The organism is Streptomyces sp. ME19-01-6 (genome assembly GCF_033793745.1).
Taxonomy (GTDB): domain Bacteria; phylum Actinomycetota; class Actinomycetes; order Streptomycetales; family Streptomycetaceae; genus Streptomyces.
In genome coordinates, this window is the sequence record NZ_JARAXF010000040.1 from 46,238 (window position 1) to 63,442 (window position 17,205).

Sequence of the window (17,205 nt, forward strand, 5' to 3'; positions counted from 1 at the left end):
CGTACTGATCTCCGTACGAGCCGCGGAGGGTGTGGCTTGCGGGGAAGACGCACGATCCGGACAGATGGTTGCCAAGGGTCGGACGGATCCACGCCACCCGGCGCCGCAAAGGACACCCGACGGACACCCGACCCGGTCACAATCAGCCAGTTTCGGCCAGTCAGTCGACCAATCAAGATCATGAAGCGACGGTCGGCGGGCGGAATGTCAGTGGCAGGTGCGAGGATGCACGCAGCACGGATGCGGTGGGGAGCCGGGGGGACCCGCGCGCGCCGTGCCCGTACGCCCGTGCCCGTGCGCCCGTACGGAGCTTGTACGTGCCGACGCGCCTGGGGGCGGCGGGGGGAAACGGCGCCCCTGCCCGGCCCCCCGGACAGAAGGGACCGTTGACGGCTATGCAGATTCGGCTGACCGTCCTCGGGCCGCGCAGCGCCCACCCGAGCCGTCCCGCGCCCGGCCACGCTCATACCGGACCCTGCGCCGTGGATGTGCTGGTCACCGCCCCGGTCGGCACCGCCCTCGCTTCGGTGACCGGCGGCCTGGCCGCCGCCCTCGCCGCCGCCGGCTGCGACACGGGCGGCGGCAGCGGCGCCGCCGTGCTGTACGCGGGGGCGGAGCGGCTCGACGCGCAGCGCTGCGCGCTCGGCGAGCCGCCCCTGGTGGACGGCGCGGTCCTCGCGCTGAACGCTCCGGCCGACCCCGACCGCTACCCCGGCTACCCGGGGCTGCCGGAGGCCGCCGCGCCGGACGCGACCGTCCGGCTCGACGTGGTGGCCGGGCCCGACGCGGGCGGCGTCCACCTGCTGCACGGCGGCCAGGTCCGCATCGGCCGCTCCGCCGACGCGGACGTCCCCCTCGACGACCCCGACGTCTCCCGCCTGCACTGCGCGGTGACGGTCGCCGACGACGGCCGGGTCACCATCGCCGACCTCGGCTCGACGAACGGCACGGCGGTCGACGGCGCGCCCGTCGGCCCCCGCGCCGTCCCCCTGCCCCCGGGCGCCCTCCTGCGCATCGGCGAATCCGCCCTGCGCCTGCGCACCCCGTCCCCCTCCCCCGCCCCGCCCGAGCGCCTCCCGGCCCACCCGGACGGCGAGGGCCATCTGCAGGTCACCCCGCAACCTGCCGCCCCCGGCCCCGGCCCGGCCACCACCACGAGGGGCCAGGGCGACTGGCTCCCCGCCGGCCGGCAGCCGTCCCCGGGCGCGGCGGCCGCCCACGGCGGCATGCCGGGCCACCCCGCGACGGGCGCGGGCGCAGACCGCGACGCGCCGGGGCAGGGCCCTGCGGCGACACGTGACCCGTGGGCCGCCACCGGCGCACGATCGGCTTCCGGCGACAGCCCGCGTCGCGGCGTGCCGAGCCAGGCCGCGGGCCACCCACCGACGCCGCAGGACGGTTTCCAGCCGTACGCCACGCCGGACGACGACCGCGACCGCTCGGCCGCCGGGCGGACGCGCGGCCAGGGTCCTCCTGGGCACGGCCACGACGGCCGAGGCCGACAGGCATCGGCGGGCGGAGGCGGCGCGCCCGGCGGCGGGTCCGGCCACCGTGCGCCGGAGGGCGACCGGACCCCTGCAGGGCACGGCCCGGCCGGCCGCGGCGCCGGGGGCGGATGGCGTGCCGACGACCGCGCGCTGCCGGGGATCGACGAGAGCCCGACGCACTTCGGCGCCGCCGGGATGAGCCACGGGCCGTGGGCCGCCACCGGCGGAGGCGCGGCGTGGGCGGAGTCGGCTCCCGGTCACGACCGGGCCGACGATCCGGCGCGGCCGGGCGCGGGAGCGCCCGGCGGACAAGCGGCGAGCGGCGCCCCGGACCGCTCGCACCCGGCGGCACCGTACGCACAGCCGGTCGGCGGCGCCCAGGACGCCCGGCGGGCGGGAGCGCCCGGCGGGCAAGCCACGGGCGGCGGACCGACCACGGGCGGCAGCGCGGGCCGTTCGCACACGGGCGTGCCCCACGCCCACCCGGGCGGCGCCGCCCAGGACGACTGGGGCGCCGGAGCGCGTGACGGGCAGCCGGGCGCCTACGACGTCGCCGGGGCGCAGGTGCGGCGGCGGGGCGGCATAGGGGCCTGGGCGCGGCGGCTCGCCTCGGGGCTCGGCGCGGGCGAGCGGGACGAGGCGGGCGGAGACGAGCCGGACGGGGGCGCCGCGGGGCAGGCGGCCGCCGAGGCCGCCGCGCTGCACCGGCGGTGGCCGGATCCCGCCGCCGTACTGATGACGGCGCTCGGGCCGGGCCCGCGCCTGTGGGAGCGCGGCCCGGGGCACCCGGACATGCTGAGCGTGCGGCTGGGGTCGGCCGACCGGCCCGCCGCGGGCGGCGGGCCGCTGCCCGCCGCACCCGTGACCGTCGATCTGCGGGAGGCCGGTTCGCTGGGCCTGGCGGGCCCGCGCGCCCGCCTGGCCGGGCTCGCCCGCTCCGTCGTGGCACAGCTGGCGGCGCTGCACTCGCCCGCCGCCCTGGAGATCATCCTGATCAGCACGGACCACCGGCGCGCCATCGCCGAGCGGCTCGCGCAGTGGTCATGGTTCGGCTGGCTGCCGCACCTGCAGCCGCTGCGCGGGCAGGACTGCCGGCTGCTGCTGGCCTACGACCCGGAGCAGGCCACGGCCCGGACGAATGAGCTGGTGCGCAGGCTGGAGGACGGGCGGCCCGGCCCGGGCTGGGCGACCGCGTCCCCGGCGGCGGTGGCCGCCGGAGCGGCCCGGCACTCCGGCCCGTACACCGTGGTGGTCGTGGACGGCGACCCCGGCCCCCCGGCGCTGCGCGAAACGCTCGCGGCCCTGGCGCTGGGCGGCCCGGCCGCCGGGATCCATCTCCTGTCCCTGGTGGAGGCGCCCGCCGCGTCCCCCATGTCTCCGCTGTCGGCGAGCTATGGGGCCGCCCGTTCCGCCTCTCCGGTGTTCGCCGCGTGCGGGATGGCGGCGCTGCTCAGCGGCGACGTGGCGACGGGGCTGCAGATCGTGCGCCGCGGCAGCCACGACGGGGCCGCGGGCGCGGCGGCGACCGTGGACGCGGTGTCGGCGGCGTGGGCCGAGCGGTTCGCGCGGGCCCTGGCACCCCTGCGCCCGGCCGACTCCGCCCTGGAGGGCGGCGGCCCCGGCCGGCCGGCGGCCGTTCCGCTGCCGCGGGCGTCGCGGCTGCTGGACGAGCTCGGACTGGCGCGGGCCACCCCCGCCTCGCTGCTGGCCCGCTGGGCGGCCGCCGCGGACGAGGTCCCGGCCGGCGGCCGGGCCCTGGCCGTGCTGGGCGCGGGCCCGCGCGGCCCGCTCGCCGTCGACCTGGTGGCCGACGGCCCGCATCTGCTGATCGGCGGCGGGACCGGCACCGGCAAGACGGAGCTGCTGCGGTCGCTGGCCGCCTCCCTCGCGGCCGCCGAGCGCCCGGACCGCCTCGGGCTCGTGCTCGTCGACGGCGGCGGCGCGGAGCGCGGCGAGGGGCTGCGGGTGTGCACGGATCTGCCGCAGGTCTCGACGTATCTGGCGGCCTCGGACCCGGTACGGATGCGGGAGTTCGCCCAAGCGCTCAGCTCGGAGCTCAAGCACCGCGCCGAGCTGCTGGGCGACCAGGACTTCGTCACCTGGCACGCCCACCACCCCGCCGGGCCCGCCTGGAGCGCGGGCGGCGGCGCGTGCGAAGGCGCGCACGCGGCGGGCGGCTCGGGCGCCGCCCCGGGCCACGGCGCGGGCGGGTACCCGGGCGGCGACGCCCCCGCGCGGCGCCTGGGCGGCGGCCCGACGGGCGGCTCGGCCGGGGACACGAGCGCCGGCGGCGACAGCGGCGACGCGCGGGTGGTCGCGCCGCGGCGGGCCGGTGACCTCGACTCCGCCTCCGGCGGCACCATGCGGCTGCGGACTCAGCCCGGCAGGCCCGGCAGGCCCGGCAGGCCCGGCAGGGAGGACGCGGAGGCGGCGCCAGCGGCCTCGCTGCCCCGGCTCGTCGTCCTCGTCGACGACTTCGACGCGCTGGTCGCCCCCTCCCTGGGCAGCCCCGGCCGGCCGGCGGCCGGTTCGGTCGTGCGGGCGCTGGAGGCGGTCGCCCGCGACGGCGCGCGCCTCGGGGTGCACCTGGTCGCGGCGTCCGGCCGCCCGGACCGTACGGCGGACACGGCGGCGGCCGAGCGGGCCGGCCTGTGGATCACGCTGGAGGCCCACCCCCAGTCGCCCGCGGCGCCCACCGGCCCCGCGGCATCAGGCGGCGGCTCCGGGTCGGCGGAGGCGGCCGCGCGCCCCGCGCCCGCCCCCGGCCGCGGGCAGCTGCACCAGCGGCGCGACGGCGCGTCCAGCCCCTCCACGCCGTTCCAGGCGGGCCGGGTCACCGGGCGCATACCGCGTACGGCGACGCAGCGGCCCACGGTCGTGGCGGTCGACTGGGAGCGGACGGGTGACCCGCCCGCCCGGCGCCCGGTGCGGGAGCTGGGGAACGGGCCCACGGACCTGGCCCTGCTCGCCAGCGCGCTGCAGCGCGCGGCGCAGTCGGCGGGCGCGCCGACCGCGCCCGCGCTCATCTGACCCGCTACCGTCCAAGCCGCCACCGCGGAACGCCCTCCCCCATCCGACCCGTCCGACTTTCGGAATCGATCGTCCCATCCTCCGGTCTGACCGCCCTGCCCCTTTCCTTCCTGACTGTTCATCACGGCACGGTCACAATCGGAGAGTTACCACAGAAAACGGTATTGCGACGGACGGTGACCGGGCGTAGGACTGTCGGCACGGGATACGGCCGCAACGGGGGACGGCCGATTTGGGAGGAAAACGGGGATGCTCACACCGCTTCGCATGAAGCGCAGGAAGCGCACGAAGCGTTCGGCGCGAGCCGCGCTGGCTCTCTGCTGCGCAGGGGCGCTGATGCTCACCGCCGCAGGCTGCGGCACCGACGACGGGGAGGCCGACAGCGGCAGCCCACCACCCGTGACCGTCAAGCTGCCCAACCTCAAGGGCAAGCAGCTCCAGGTCACGGCCGTGTGGACGGGCACTGAACAGAAGAACTTCACGAAGGTGCTGAAGGAGTTCGAGAAACGCACCGGCGCCAAGGTGTCGTTCGTGCCGAGCGGCGACGACATGGCGGGCTTCATCGGCTCGAAGATGGCGGGCGGCCAGCCGCCCGACGTGGCGCTGGTCGGACAGGTCGGCGTGTTGCGCGAGTTCGCGCAGAAGCGCTGGGCCAAGCCGGTCAACGCCGCCACCAAGGCGCAGCTGGCCAAGAACTTCTCGAAGGGCTGGCAGGAACTCGGCGCGTACAAGGGCAAGCAGTACGGCGTCTACTTCAAGGTCAGCAACAAGTCGCTGATCTGGTACAACACCTCCGCCTTCGAGTACGCGGGTGCCAAGGAGGCGAAGACCTGGAAGGACTTCCTCGCCCAGGCGCAGCTGATCTCCGACTCAGGCACCGGCCCGGTCTCGGTCGGCGGCGCGGACGGCTGGACGCTCACCGACTGGTTCGAGAACGTCTATCTCTCGCAGGCGGGGCCGGAGAAGTACGATCTGCTGGCCCAGCACAAGATCAAGTGGACCGATCCCTCGGTGACGCGGGCGCTCACCACGCTGGCCGAGCTGTGGGGCGCCAAGGGGCTGCTCGCGGGGGGCAGGTCGGGCGCGCTGCAGACGGCGTTCCCGGACTCGGTCGTCAAGGCCTTCGCCGACGCCGCCCAGCCGGACGCCGCGATGGTCTTCGAAGGGGACTTCGCCGCGGCCAACGTCTCCGACGCGGGGGCGGAGCTGGGCTCGGAGGCGAAGGTCTTCCCGTTCCCGGCGGTGGGTGACACCCCCCCGGTGGTCACCGGCGGCGACGTGGCCGTGGCGCTGAAGAACAGCGAGGCCTCACAGGCGCTGCTGACCTTCCTGGCCTCGCCCGACGCCGCCCACATCTGGGCCCAGGCGGGCGGCTTCATCTCGGCGAACAAGAAGCTGGACCTGAATGTCTACCCCAATGATCCGCTGCGCAAGATCGCCAAGGCGGTGACAGACGCGGGCGACAACTTCCGCTTCGACATGTCCGACCAGGCCCCGGCCTCGTTCGGCGGCAAGCCGGCCCAGGGTGAGTGGAAAGCGCTCCAGGACTTCCTGAAGAACCCCAAGGACGTCGAGGGCACTCAGCGCCAACTGGAACGCGATGCCGCCAAGGCGTACGGGAACTGACGACGCGACCGGGAGATCCACATCATGTCGACCGCGACAGCGGGCGGCGCGGCAGCACCTGGCCGCGTAGCGCCTGCCCAGGAAAAGAACAAGAAGAAGAAAAGCATCACGGGCACCCGCCTGTGGGTGGCGGGGATCTTCCTGCTGCCCGCGCTGGTGCTGCTCGGCGCGCTCGTCGTCTACCCGATCGGCTTCTCCGTCTACCGCAGTCTCTTCGACGCGTCGGGCGACGGCTTCGTCGGGCTGGACAACTACCGCGAGATGTTCAGCGACGACGCGACGATGACGGCGATCAAGAACAACATCGTCTGGGTCATCGTCGCCCCCTCCGTGGCCACCGCCCTCGGCCTGATCTTCGCCGTGCTCACCGAGCGCGTGCGCTGGGGCACCGCCTTCAAACTGGTCGTCTTCATGCCGATGGCGATCTCGATGCTGGCGGCGGGCATCATCTTCCGGCTGGTCTACGAGGCCGACCCGGACCGGGGCGTCGCCAACGCCATCTGGGTGAGCGTGCATGACACGTTCGAGGAGTCGCCGCCCTTCCCCGGCGCCCATCCACGGCCCGAGGCCGGGCTGACCGAGTCCTCGAACGGGTCGTTCACCACCGACGCGACGGCGAAGGCGGGGACCCCCGTCTCGCTGCCGCTGGTCGCCGCCAAGCGCGACGACGTGAGCGGCGCGCAGGACGCGAAGGCCGCGGAGCCGGAGGCCGGGAAGGTCACCGGCACGGTCTGGTTCGACTTCACCAGGGGCGACCGCGGCAAACACAATGTGCTCGACAAGGGCGAGAAGGCGCTCGCCGACGTCAAGATCGAGGCGGTCAAGGACGGCAAGGTCGTCGCCACGACCAAGTCCCGCGCCGACGGTACGTACACCCTGCCCGCCAAGGCGGACGGCGCCGAGCTGCGGCTGCCCGCCTGGAACTTCGGCCAGCCGTACAACGGGGTGGACTGGCTCGGCCCGTCGCTGGTCACCCCGGCGATCATTGGCTCGTACGTATGGATCTGGGCCGGCTTCGCGATGGTCCTGATCGCGGCGGGGCTCGCGGGCATTCCTCGCGAGCTGCTGGAAGCGGCGCGGATGGACGGCGCCAGCGAGTGGCAGGTCTTCCGGCGGGTGACGGTGCCGCTGCTGGCGCCGGTGCTCTCGGTGGTCCTCGTCACCCTCATGATCAACGTCCTGAAGATCTTCGACCTGGTGTACATCATCGCGCCGCAGACCAGCCAGGACGAGGCCAACGTGCTCGCCCTCCAGCTGTATCAGTCCTCCTTCGGGACCGATGTCAACCAGGGCCTCGGCAGCGCGATCGCCGTGTTCCTGCTGGTGTTCGTGTTGCCCGTCATGTACTTCAACATCCGCCGGATCCGAAGGGAGAGCCGCCGATGACCAGCGCGGACACGGTCGTACAAGCCAAGCAGTCGCTTGCCGCGCGGATCGCGGCCCGGGCCGGCGGCGGGGCGCTGCAGGTCTTCCTCGTCCTGATCGGGCTGTTCTGGCTGATGCCCACGATCGGGCTGCTGCTCTCCTCGCTGCGCGACCCCTCCGAGGTGGCCGTCTCGGGCTGGTGGAAGGTCTTCACCGATCCGGGGCAGCTCAACTTCAGCGCGTACGACGATCTGCTGTCCAACCAGCAGATCACCGACTCGCTGTGGACCACCCTCGCGATCACCATCCCGGCCACGGTCCTGGTGGTGGTGCTCGGCGCGCTGGCGGGCTACGCCTTCGCCTGGATGGACTTCCCCGGCCGCGACTGGTGGTTCCTGGTCGTCGTCGGCCTCCTCGTCGTCCCCGTGCAGGTCGCGCTGATCCCGGTCGCCAAGCTCTTCGGCGAGATCGGCGTCTTCCAGACGACGACGGGCGTGGTGCTCTTCCACACCGCCTTCGGCCTGCCCTTCGCGATCTTCCTGCTGCGGAACTTCTTCGCGGAGATCCCGCGCGAGCTGCTGGAGGCGGCGCGGCTGGACGGGGCGGGCGAGCTGCGGCTGTTCGTACGGGTCGTCATGCCGCTGGGCGGGCCGGCCATCGCCTCGCTCGGCATCTTCCAGTTCCTGTGGGTGTGGAACGACATGCTGGTCGCGCTGATCTTCGCGGACAGCGGCAACCCACCCATCACGGTGGCGCTGCAGCAGCAGGTGCGGCAGTTCGGCAACAACATCGACATCCTGGGCCCGGGCGCCTTCATCTCGATGGTGATCCCGCTGGCCGTCTTCTTCGCCTTCCAGCGGCAGTTCGTCGCCGGGGTGATGGCAGGCGCGGTGAAGTAACCCCCGGCCCGTACAGGGCCGTACCCGGACGACCGGTGCCCGTCGGGCGGACGGCGATCGAGCGAACAGCCGATCGCCGCCCCGCCCGGCGGGCACCGCGGCGTTTGTGCGAACGGTTGAGGCTCTCGCGACAAGAGTTCATTGAGAGCCCCGACTGCCCCGCGAGAGGGCCCGGACAAGGAGCGTACGTGGACTGCGACGAGGCGTTGCTGACCCGCTCGAAACGCAATCCCGCGGCGTTCGAGCCGTTGGTGGACCGTCACTCGGTCGCCCTCCACGCCTATCTGGTGCGGCGGTGCGGCCGGGCTGCCGAGGATCTGCTGGCAGAGGTGTGGCTGGCGGCCTTCGCGCAGCGGGCCGGGTACGACCCGGGGCTCGGGTCGGTGCGGGGCTGGCTGTTCGGCATCGCCCGCAACCATGTGCTGGCCCACTGGCGGCGGGAGGCGTCCAGGGCGTCGGCCGCCGCCGAATACGCCACGGTGGACGGCGGGGACCGGGGCGACGGCGCGTGGGAGGCGACGGACGCGCGCCTGGACGCCGCCGCGCTGCTTCCCGCGATGCTCACCGCCCTGCGTGAGCTGCCCGAGCCGGAGCGGGAACTGCTACTGCTGACCGCCTGGGAGCAGCTCACCCCCGCCGAGGCCGCCCGGGTCGCCGGGATCCCGGCGGGGACCGCCCGCTCGCGGCTGCACCGGGCGCGGGCCCGGATGCGGCAGCTGCTCGATGGCGGCCGCTCCGGTGGGCCTGGCCATGGCCGGGCCCACCCGCTCCCGGCCGACCCGTCACATCCGCTCGCCGACTCCACCCCCGTCACCAGCCCCGGAGCATGCGCATGAACGATCCCCATGCCCACGACGACATGCCCGGCATGGACCGGCTGGTGACCGCCGGCCGGGTGCCGCCCCCGCGGCCGGAAGTACTGGACGCCACGCGCGAAGCGGTGCGCGCGGCGATCCGCGAGGCCGAGCGCGCGGAAGAGGGCGGAGTACGCGCTTTCGCGCGATCCGCACGGTTCACCGGGACCGGATGGTTCGGGCGCCGGACGGCCTCGCGGACGCTGCTCACGGTGGCGGCCGCCGCCGTGGCCGCGGCGGTGACGCTCGTCGCGGTCGACGGCCGCGATCCGGCGCGCCGCCCCACTACGACGGTCGCCGCCGGTACAGCGCACGACTTCCTGAGTGAGGTCGCCGAGGCTCAGTCGGCGAAGCGGGCCGACTGGAACGACGCCCCCTACTGGAAGATCGTCGTCGACCGCACCACCGCTGACGGTTCCCGCACCGAGAAGCAGGCCCTGCTGGCGCACCACGCCGGTCGCCTGTCGCACCTCCGGGTGAAGAGGGCGGACCAGCGGCGCGACAGGCCGTCGGCGGGCCCGGGGCTCTTCCCGGTCGGCACCCGCAGCCTCACCTGGGACGAGGTCAACGCGCTGCCCACCGACCCGGCGGCGCTGGACAAGCTGCTGAGGTCCTATCACAACCCCGTCGAGGAGCCCGCCGATGAGCTGTACGCCATCGTCGGCGACCTCCTCACCTCGCCGGCCTCGCCCAAGCTGCGCGCGGCGCTGTACCAGGTGGCCGCGCGGCTGCCCGGCATCCGCCTGCTGCGCGAGAAGGCGGCCGACAGCGCGGGACGGACGGGGAGGGCCGTGGAGCGCGGTGAGGGCAAAGTCGTCATCCGCTACATCATCGATCCGTCCGACGGGCGGCTGCTGGAGACCGTGGTCATCGCCGCGCGGGAGCTGCCCGCCGTCCCGGCGAGTTCCACCCCGCGGCCGGATTCCGTGACCGGCGGGGTCCCCTGGGGGTTCGACGGGCTCGCCGGCCGGCCCGCCCTCCACCCGGGCGACGTCATCGAACGGACGACCTTCCGCACGATCGCCCCCGCGACCACCGACGCCTGGTGACGGACCCTCCTCCCCCGGCACCACCCGCGCCGTCACTCCCGGGCCGCAGTCGTGGCCCGTCCACAACACATCTCACACACAAGGAGACCGATCAGTCGTGTCCCCCACCCGATTGCTGACCGCCCTACTCACCACCGCGCTGCTCACCGCGGGCGCGGCGGTCCCCGCCGCCGCGGCCCCGGCCGCGGGGTCCGCCGCCGAGCGGCCCCTGGCCGCCTCCGACTGGCAGCAGACGCTCGCGGACGGCGAGAGCAGCCTGCTCGGTGTCGCCCGACCGAACTCCCACACCACCTGGGCGGCCGGAGTGCGCGTCACGTACGAGGGCAGGGTGAGCAAGATGGCGCCACTGCTGATGACCCGTGACGGCAGCGGGGGCTGGACCGAGACCCCCACGGCGCCGCTGGACTCCCGTGTGAACAGCCGGGCCAACGCGATCACCGCGACGTCAGCCCAGGACGGCTGGATCGTCGGCGACGGCAGTGCCGCCCTCGGCGGCATCCTCACCGAACACTGGAACGGCACGTCCTGGGAAGCCGTCACCGCACCGGCGCCGGAGAACACCGAATTGGACGGGGGCGGGCTGCTCGGCGTGTCGGGGCGGTCGGCCGACGACGTATGGGCGGTCGGCTGGGTCCAGCTGCTCCAGGAGCCGGGTTCGAACGACTCCCCCTTCCAGGGCCTGGCCGAGCACTGGGACGGGACGTCCTGGACCATCATGCCGCTGCCGGACGTCGCGCAGTCCTGGGTTCTGAACGCGGTGACCGCGATCGCCCCCGACGACGTGTGGGCCGTGGGCACCGACATGATCGACGACCAGCCGATCCTGCTGCACTACGACGGTCGGTCCTGGAAACAGACGCCGACCCCCTCCTACAAGGGGATCAACGGCGAGTTCAACAGCGTCGCGGCCTACGGCCCGAACGACGTGTGGGCGGCCGGCCGGGCGGTGCTCGACGAGGACGACCGGGGCCACGCGCTGCTCGCGCACTGGGACGGCCACGCGTGGAAGCAGGTCGCCACCCCGGCCGAAGCGGGCACGATGCGCTCGGTGACCGCGGCCCCCGGCGGCCCGGTCGCCGTGGGATCGGCCGCGGCCGACGTCCTTTCGGAGAGCGACGCCTACGGCATGCGGTGGACCGGTTACGGCTGGCGCAACCTCGCGCTGCCGACCGCCTCCGGCACCGAACGCACGCCGTCGGGGGTCGTCGTCTCCAAGCAGGGGATCACCGTCGCGGGCAGCATCGCGACCGCCGAAAGCCCCACGCCCCGGGCCATGGTCCTGACCACCGGCTGAGCCGGCCGGCGGGTCGCGGCGCGCGGCCCGGGTGGCGGGGTCCCCGGCCCCCCGGGCCGCGGCCCTGCGCCGAACGGGTTGCTTTCCCCGCCTCCCCGGCACGCGTCGCCCCGCATTGTGCGTACGTTCCGATGATGCTGATAAACCACATCCGCACCGCCTCAACCGATGGGATGCGATTTGCCCCGGTTCAGCGTCATCGTGCCCGCGTACCAGGTCCAGCCCTACCTCCATGACTGCCTGCGCTCGGTGCTCGCGCAGGACTTCACCGACTTCGAGCTGATCGCGGTCGACGACCGCTCGCCCGACGCCTGCGGGTCGATCATCGACGACGCCGCGGCGCGGGATCCGCGGGTGCGGCCCGTGCATCTGAGCGACAACGTGGGGCTCGGGCCGGCCCGTAACGCCGGGATGGGGCAGGCCACCGGGGACTACGTGCTGTTTCTCGACGGGGACGACACGCTCGCGCCCGGGGCGCTGCGGGCCGTCGCCGAGCGGTTGGCGGCGGCGGATGAGCCGGAGGTGCTGCTGTTCGACTACGCGCGGGTGTACTGGACGGGGCGGGCGGTGCGGAACGTACGGGCCGAGCTGCTGCGCCAGAGCGGGCCCGAGGCGTTTCGGCTGGATGACCGGCCCGAGTTGCTGCGGCTGCTGATGGTGGCGTGGAACAAGGCGTACCGGCGGGACTTCCTGGAGCGGGAGGGGTTCACCTTCCCGCCGGGGTACTACGAGGACACGCCCTGGACCTACCCCGTGCTGCTGACCGCCCGTTCGCTCGCCGTGCTGGACCGGGTGTGTGTGCACTACCGGCAGCGGCGGCGCGGCGGCATCCTGCGCACCCCGAGCCGCCGCCACCTGGACGTCTTCGACCAGTACGACCGGGTCTTCCGGTTTCTGGACAGCCGTCCGGACCTGGCGCACTGGCGGCCCGCGCTGTTCCAGCGGATGCTCGACCACCTCGCCGCGGTGTTCACCGCGCCCGGGCGGCTGCCGCGCGGGGCGCGTGCCGAGTTCTTCCGCCGGGCCGGGGCGCACCACCGGCGGTACCGGCCCGGCGGCGCGACCAGCCCGCCGGGGCGCGCCTGGTGGCGGGGGCTGCTGCTGCGGATCGGGGCCCGCCGGGTGTTCCAGTTCCTGCGCGGCGCCGACCGGTTGCGGCGGCGGGCGGGGGAGCTGGGGGCGGCCGCGTACGTACGGCTGCGCTCGGTGGCGCTGCGGGCGCACTACCGGCTGCAGCGGCTGCGCCCGCTCGACCGCAGGCTCGCGGTGTTCGCGGCGTACTGGCACAAGGGCTACGCCTGCAATCCGGCGGCGATCGAGGCGAAGGTCCGCGAGATCGCGCCGCATATCCGCACCGCCTGGGTCACCACGCGCGAGTACGCGCACACCCTGCCGCCCGGCGTGCGCCGCCTGCACCCCGGCTCGCCCGCGTACTGGACCGCGCTCGCGCGCGCCGCGTATCTGGTCAACAACGTCAACTTCACGCCCCGGCTGCGCAAGCGGCCCGGGCAGATCCACCTCCAGACGCACCACGGCACCCCGCTCAAGCACATGGGCCTGGATCTGCTCGACCGCCCGGCCGCGGCCCGCTCCATTGACTTCAACGAGCTGCTGGAGCGGGTGGACCGCTGGGACTACAGCCTCTCCGCCAACCGTCACTCCACCCTGGTGTGGGAGCGGGTCTACCCCTCCGGCTACGCCACGCTCGAGTACGGCTTCCCGCGCAACGACGTCTTCCACCGCGCCACCCCCAAGGACGTGGCGCGGCTGCGGGAGCGGCTCGGCGTCCCTGAGGGCACCACGGCCGTGCTGTACGCGCCCACGCACCGCGACTACCAGCGCGGCTATCTGCCGCGCCTGGACCTGGAGCGGGTGGCCCGCGCGCTGGGCCCCGGCTTCACCTTCCTGGTGCGGCCGCACTACTTCTACGGGGCGCGCGAACCTTTTCACGGGGCGCACGGCCCGGACGAGGCGGGCAGCGGGCGGGTCATCGACGTCTCGGGGCACGCCAGCGTCGAGGAGCTGTGCCTGGCCGCCGACGCGCTGCTCACCGACTATTCGTCGATCATGTTCGACTACGCCAACCTCGACCGCCCGATCGTCATCCACGCCGACGACTGGGACGTCTACCGCGCCGCCCGCGGCACCTACTTCGACATCACCGCCGCCCCGCCCGGCCCGGTCTCCCGCTCCGAGGGCGAGCTGATCGACGTCTTCGCCACCTCCGCCTGGTGCGACCCCCGCTACGACGCGCCGCGCGCCGCCTTCAGGGCGCGCTTTTGCCCGCACGACGACGGGCGGGCCGCCGAGCGCGTGGTACGGCGGATCTTCCTCGGCGCGGCCTCCGAGGCCCTGCCGCCCGTCGTCCCGCTCGCCGACCGCCGCCCCGCCCCGGCCGCGTGCCGCCCGGCACCGGCACCGGCACCGGCCGAGGCCTCGGCCCAGGTGCCCTCGTGACCCGTCCGGCCGCCCCAGGCCGTGTCCGCCGCCCCCGGCGCCCTCACCACCCCCGCCGCCCTCACCGCGCTCACCGCCTTCCCTGACGCAAGAACCAGGGCCGACGCGAGAACCAGGACTTAAGGATGCCCCGTACCGCACCGCCCGCCCCTCACCTGCCCTGGCACGCCGACGTCCCGCCCGTGGTGCGCCGCTACCGGCGCCGCGTCCCGCTCCATATCCGCCGCGCCGTCGTCGCGGTGACCGGCGCCGGGCTGCGCCGGGCGGCCATGCGGGGCCTGGGCCGCCTCTCGGCGGCGTCCGGCACGCTGCGGGCGCGGTGGGGGCGGCGACGGCTGCGCCGGGCGGGGCTGCTGGCCGCGCCGGACCGGATCGTGGTCGCCGACCGGCACGGCCCGCGGGTCGCCCAGGTCACCACCGTGCCCACCCCGCTGCACGCGCGCGCCGAGAATCTGCGGCTGGTGTGCGAGGCGCTGGAGCAGGCGGGGATCGACCACTTCGTGGTCCGCGCGTACGGCAATGTCTCCTCGGCCGTCGGGGTGCCCGCCGAGGAGCGGCCCCGGGTGGTCGCGGCGCTCACCGAGCTGTGCGCCCGGGAGGCGGGCTATGTGTCGCTGCCCACGCGCGGCAAGCGCCCCGGGACCGTGCCGCGGCCCGGCCGGACCGCCCGCGCCTGGCGGCGGCTGTCCGCCGCCCCCGTCGTCCGCTTCACCCGCTTCTGCGCGAGCCCCGGCGCGGGCGCCGGCGCCGGCCTGGTGCTCGGCGTGGCGCACGGCTGCGACATCGAGTTCTGGCGGCGGGGCACAGCCGATGAGGGGGTCGGGGGCGAGGGCGCGGTTGGTGTCGGGGACGAGGGCGCGGGCGGGGACCTGCTGCTCGCCCCGCGCCCCAACCGCACCACCGCCTTCGTGCCCGCCGCCTGCGCGGCCGTGCACGCCCCGGGCCACCTGTTCACCCGGCTGGCCCCGGCCGAGGGCTGGCAGGCCGGGCCGCTGGTGCGCACCCGCCCCGAGTTCACCCCCCGCCTGCCCGACGAGGTCCGCTTCCCCATCGACGTCGTCTACACCTGGGTCGACGGCGCCGACCCCGCGTGGCGCAGGCGCCGCGCCGAGTGGACGCCCGACGCCGACGACGCGGCCGGGCCCTACCACGAGCAGGCGGCCAACGAGGCCCGCTACGCCAACCGGGACGAGCTGCGCTACTCCCTGCGCTCCCTGCACATGTACGCCCCCTGGGTGCGCCACATCTACCTGGTGACCGACGACCAGGTGCCGCCGTGGCTGGTGAGCTCGCACCCCGGGATCACCGTCGTCGACCACCGCGACATCTTCGACGACCCACGGGTCCTGCCCACCTTCAACTCCCAGGCCATCGAGACCCGGCTGCACCACATCGACGGGCTGGCCGAGCACTTCCTGTACTTCAACGACGACGTGTTCCTCGGCTCGCCGGTGACCCCGCAGGACTTCTTCCTGGCCAGTGGCGTGACGAAGTTCTTCCTCTCCCGCGCGCTGATCCCGCTCGGCCCGGCCCACCCCGGCGACGTCCCGGTCTCGGCGGCCGGGAAGAACAACCGGGCGCTGCTGGAGGGGCGGTTCGGGGCGACGGTGACCCAGAAGCTGAAGCACACGCCGCACGCGCTGCGCAGAAGCGTCCTCGCCGAGATCGAGCGCGAGTTCCCCGGCCCGTACCGCGCCACCATGGCCAGCCGGGTGCGCAGCGCCTCGGACATCTCCCTGCCCTCCGCGCTCCACCACTACTACGCCTTCCTGACCGGCCGGGCCGTCCCCGCGCCGCTGCGCTACGACTACTTCGACCTGGCCCGGCCCGGTATCCCGGCCCGGCTGGCCCGGCTGCTGCGGTCCCGGCAATGCCAGGCGTTCTGCCTCAACGACACGGTCTCGTGCGAGCGGGATCTCGCGGACCAGCTGGCGCTGCTCCGCCCCTTCCTCGACGCCTACTTCCCGGTCCCCAGCCCGCTGGAGCGGGCCATCGCCCGTCAGGAGGTCCGTCAGCCATGCCCCTCGCCATCACCCTCCCGCTGAATCCGGACGTCATCGCCGCCGAGGGCCCCTATCCGCGGGCGCTGAACATGCTCAGCCGCAAACAGACGGCGGTGCAGCGGCAGTTGCGCCGGGCCGGGCTCGCCGGGTACGAGCCGACCACGCAGGCCACGCTGCTGGCCCTGGCCCAGCGGGCGCCGGCGGGCAGCGCGGTGTACGACATCGGCGCGCACATCGGGCTGTACTCGGCGCTGATCAGCGCGATCTACGGGCGCGGCAGGCTGCGGACGTACGCGTTCGAGCCGACGCCGGACACCGCCGGGCTGTGCCGCCGTATCCGCGAGTGCAACCGGCTGTCGTACGAGGTGGTGGAGTCCGCGGTCTCCTCGGCGCCCGGGACCGCCGAGCTGTATCTGTCCGAGAAGACGGAGTCCTCGAACTCGCTGAACAGCGCGCACCGCAGGCACAGCAGCTCGGTGCGGGTCCCGGTCACCACGGTCGACGCCTTCACGGCGGAGCGGGGCGCCGCCCCGTACCTCGTCAAGATCGATGTGGAGACCTTCGAGGCGGCCGTCCTGGAGGGCGCGCTGCGCACCGTCGACCGCCACCGCCCCTGGATCGTCTGCGAGCTGCTGCCCAGCGCCGACCACGACGCGCTGCGCCGGGCGCTGGCCCCGCTGGTCGCGCGGGGGTACGGCCTGCACCCCATCACCCCCGAGGCGCCCTGGCTCCGCTACGACGAACGCCGCTACCTGCGCGCGGTCAGCGGCCAGGCCCGCGACTGGCTGCTCGCCCCGGAACCACTGACCCCGGGCTTCCACCGGGCCGTACGGCGGTGGCTGATCGCGATCCTGGCGTGCGACGAGACGACGAACCTCCTCACGCCCGCCGGCTCACCCTTCCCCGGCGGCTGGAACGCCCCGTACCCGCCGCCGCGCCGCCGCCCCTCCCGCGGGCCGGCCGCCTACCGGCGGTACGCCTCCCGCAGGCTCCGGGCGGGCCTGGCGAGTCTGGTGGCCCTGGCCCGCCGGGGGTCGGGGCCGTAACGCCGGTGCTGTCGCACCGATGCCGCAGCCCGATGCCGCAGCGTCATACCCCTCTAGAGGGACATAAAAGGTATAGAACATGACATTCGCCTAAA

10 protein-coding genes are annotated in these 17,205 nt (G+C 74.6%); all 10 read left to right on the top strand.

The features are described 5' to 3' along the window. The first annotated feature begins 395 nt into the window (after nt 1–395). The 10 genes from PV419_RS46165 to PV419_RS46210 all read left to right on the top strand — a co-directional run bounded on the left by PV419_RS46165 (nt 396) and on the right by PV419_RS46210 (nt 17,110). Complete coding sequence (locus tag PV419_RS46165) at nt 396–4,517, top strand: FHA domain-containing protein (protein WP_319699435.1); 4,122 nt, start codon at nt 396–398, stop codon at nt 4,515–4,517. 267 nt (nt 4,518–4,784) lie between these two features. Continuing rightward, nucleotides 4,785–6,143 (top strand): ABC transporter substrate-binding protein, encoded by a 1,359-nt coding sequence (locus PV419_RS46170; protein WP_319699436.1) that lies wholly within the window; start codon nt 4,785–4,787, stop codon nt 6,141–6,143. A gap of 24 nt (nt 6,144–6,167) precedes the next feature. Further along, complete coding sequence (locus PV419_RS46175; protein WP_319699438.1) at nt 6,168–7,529, top strand: sugar ABC transporter permease; 1,362 nt, start codon at nt 6,168–6,170, stop codon at nt 7,527–7,529. After that, on the top strand, nt 7,526–8,407 hold the full coding sequence (locus tag PV419_RS46180; protein ID WP_319699439.1) for a carbohydrate ABC transporter permease: 882 nt from the start codon (nt 7,526–7,528) through the stop codon (nt 8,405–8,407). Before PV419_RS46175 ends, PV419_RS46180 begins: the two co-directional genes overlap by 4 nt. A 188-nt stretch (nt 8,408–8,595) precedes the next feature. Then, entirely contained in the window at nt 8,596–9,243 is a 648-nt protein-coding gene (locus PV419_RS46185) for a sigma-70 family RNA polymerase sigma factor (protein ID WP_319699441.1), read from the top strand. Then, the gene (locus PV419_RS46190; protein WP_319699443.1) at nt 9,240–10,310 is read left to right on the top strand and encodes a hypothetical protein; all 1,071 of its coding nucleotides are present in this window, start codon (nt 9,240–9,242) and stop codon (nt 10,308–10,310) included. The genes PV419_RS46185 and PV419_RS46190 overlap by 4 nt, the downstream gene beginning before the upstream one ends. Before the next feature lie 97 nt (nt 10,311–10,407). Further along, nucleotides 10,408–11,604: a hypothetical protein gene (locus tag PV419_RS46195; protein ID WP_319699444.1), complete on the top strand. Its 1,197-nt coding sequence runs from the start codon at nt 10,408–10,410 to the stop codon at nt 11,602–11,604. 180 nt (nt 11,605–11,784) lie between these two features. Then, entirely contained in the window at nt 11,785–14,061 is a 2,277-nt protein-coding gene (locus PV419_RS46200) for a bifunctional glycosyltransferase family 2 protein/CDP-glycerol:glycerophosphate glycerophosphotransferase (RefSeq protein WP_319699446.1), read from the top strand. Nucleotides 14,062–14,186: 125 nt separating this feature from the next. Continuing rightward, nucleotides 14,187–16,106 (top strand): stealth family protein, encoded by a 1,920-nt coding sequence (locus PV419_RS46205; RefSeq protein WP_319699447.1) that lies wholly within the window; start codon nt 14,187–14,189, stop codon nt 16,104–16,106. Beyond that, nucleotides 16,079–17,110 (top strand): FkbM family methyltransferase, encoded by a 1,032-nt coding sequence (locus tag PV419_RS46210; RefSeq protein ID WP_319699449.1) that lies wholly within the window; start codon nt 16,079–16,081, stop codon nt 17,108–17,110. The genes PV419_RS46205 and PV419_RS46210 overlap by 28 nt, the downstream gene beginning before the upstream one ends. Nucleotides 17,111–17,205: the final 95 nt, after the last annotated feature.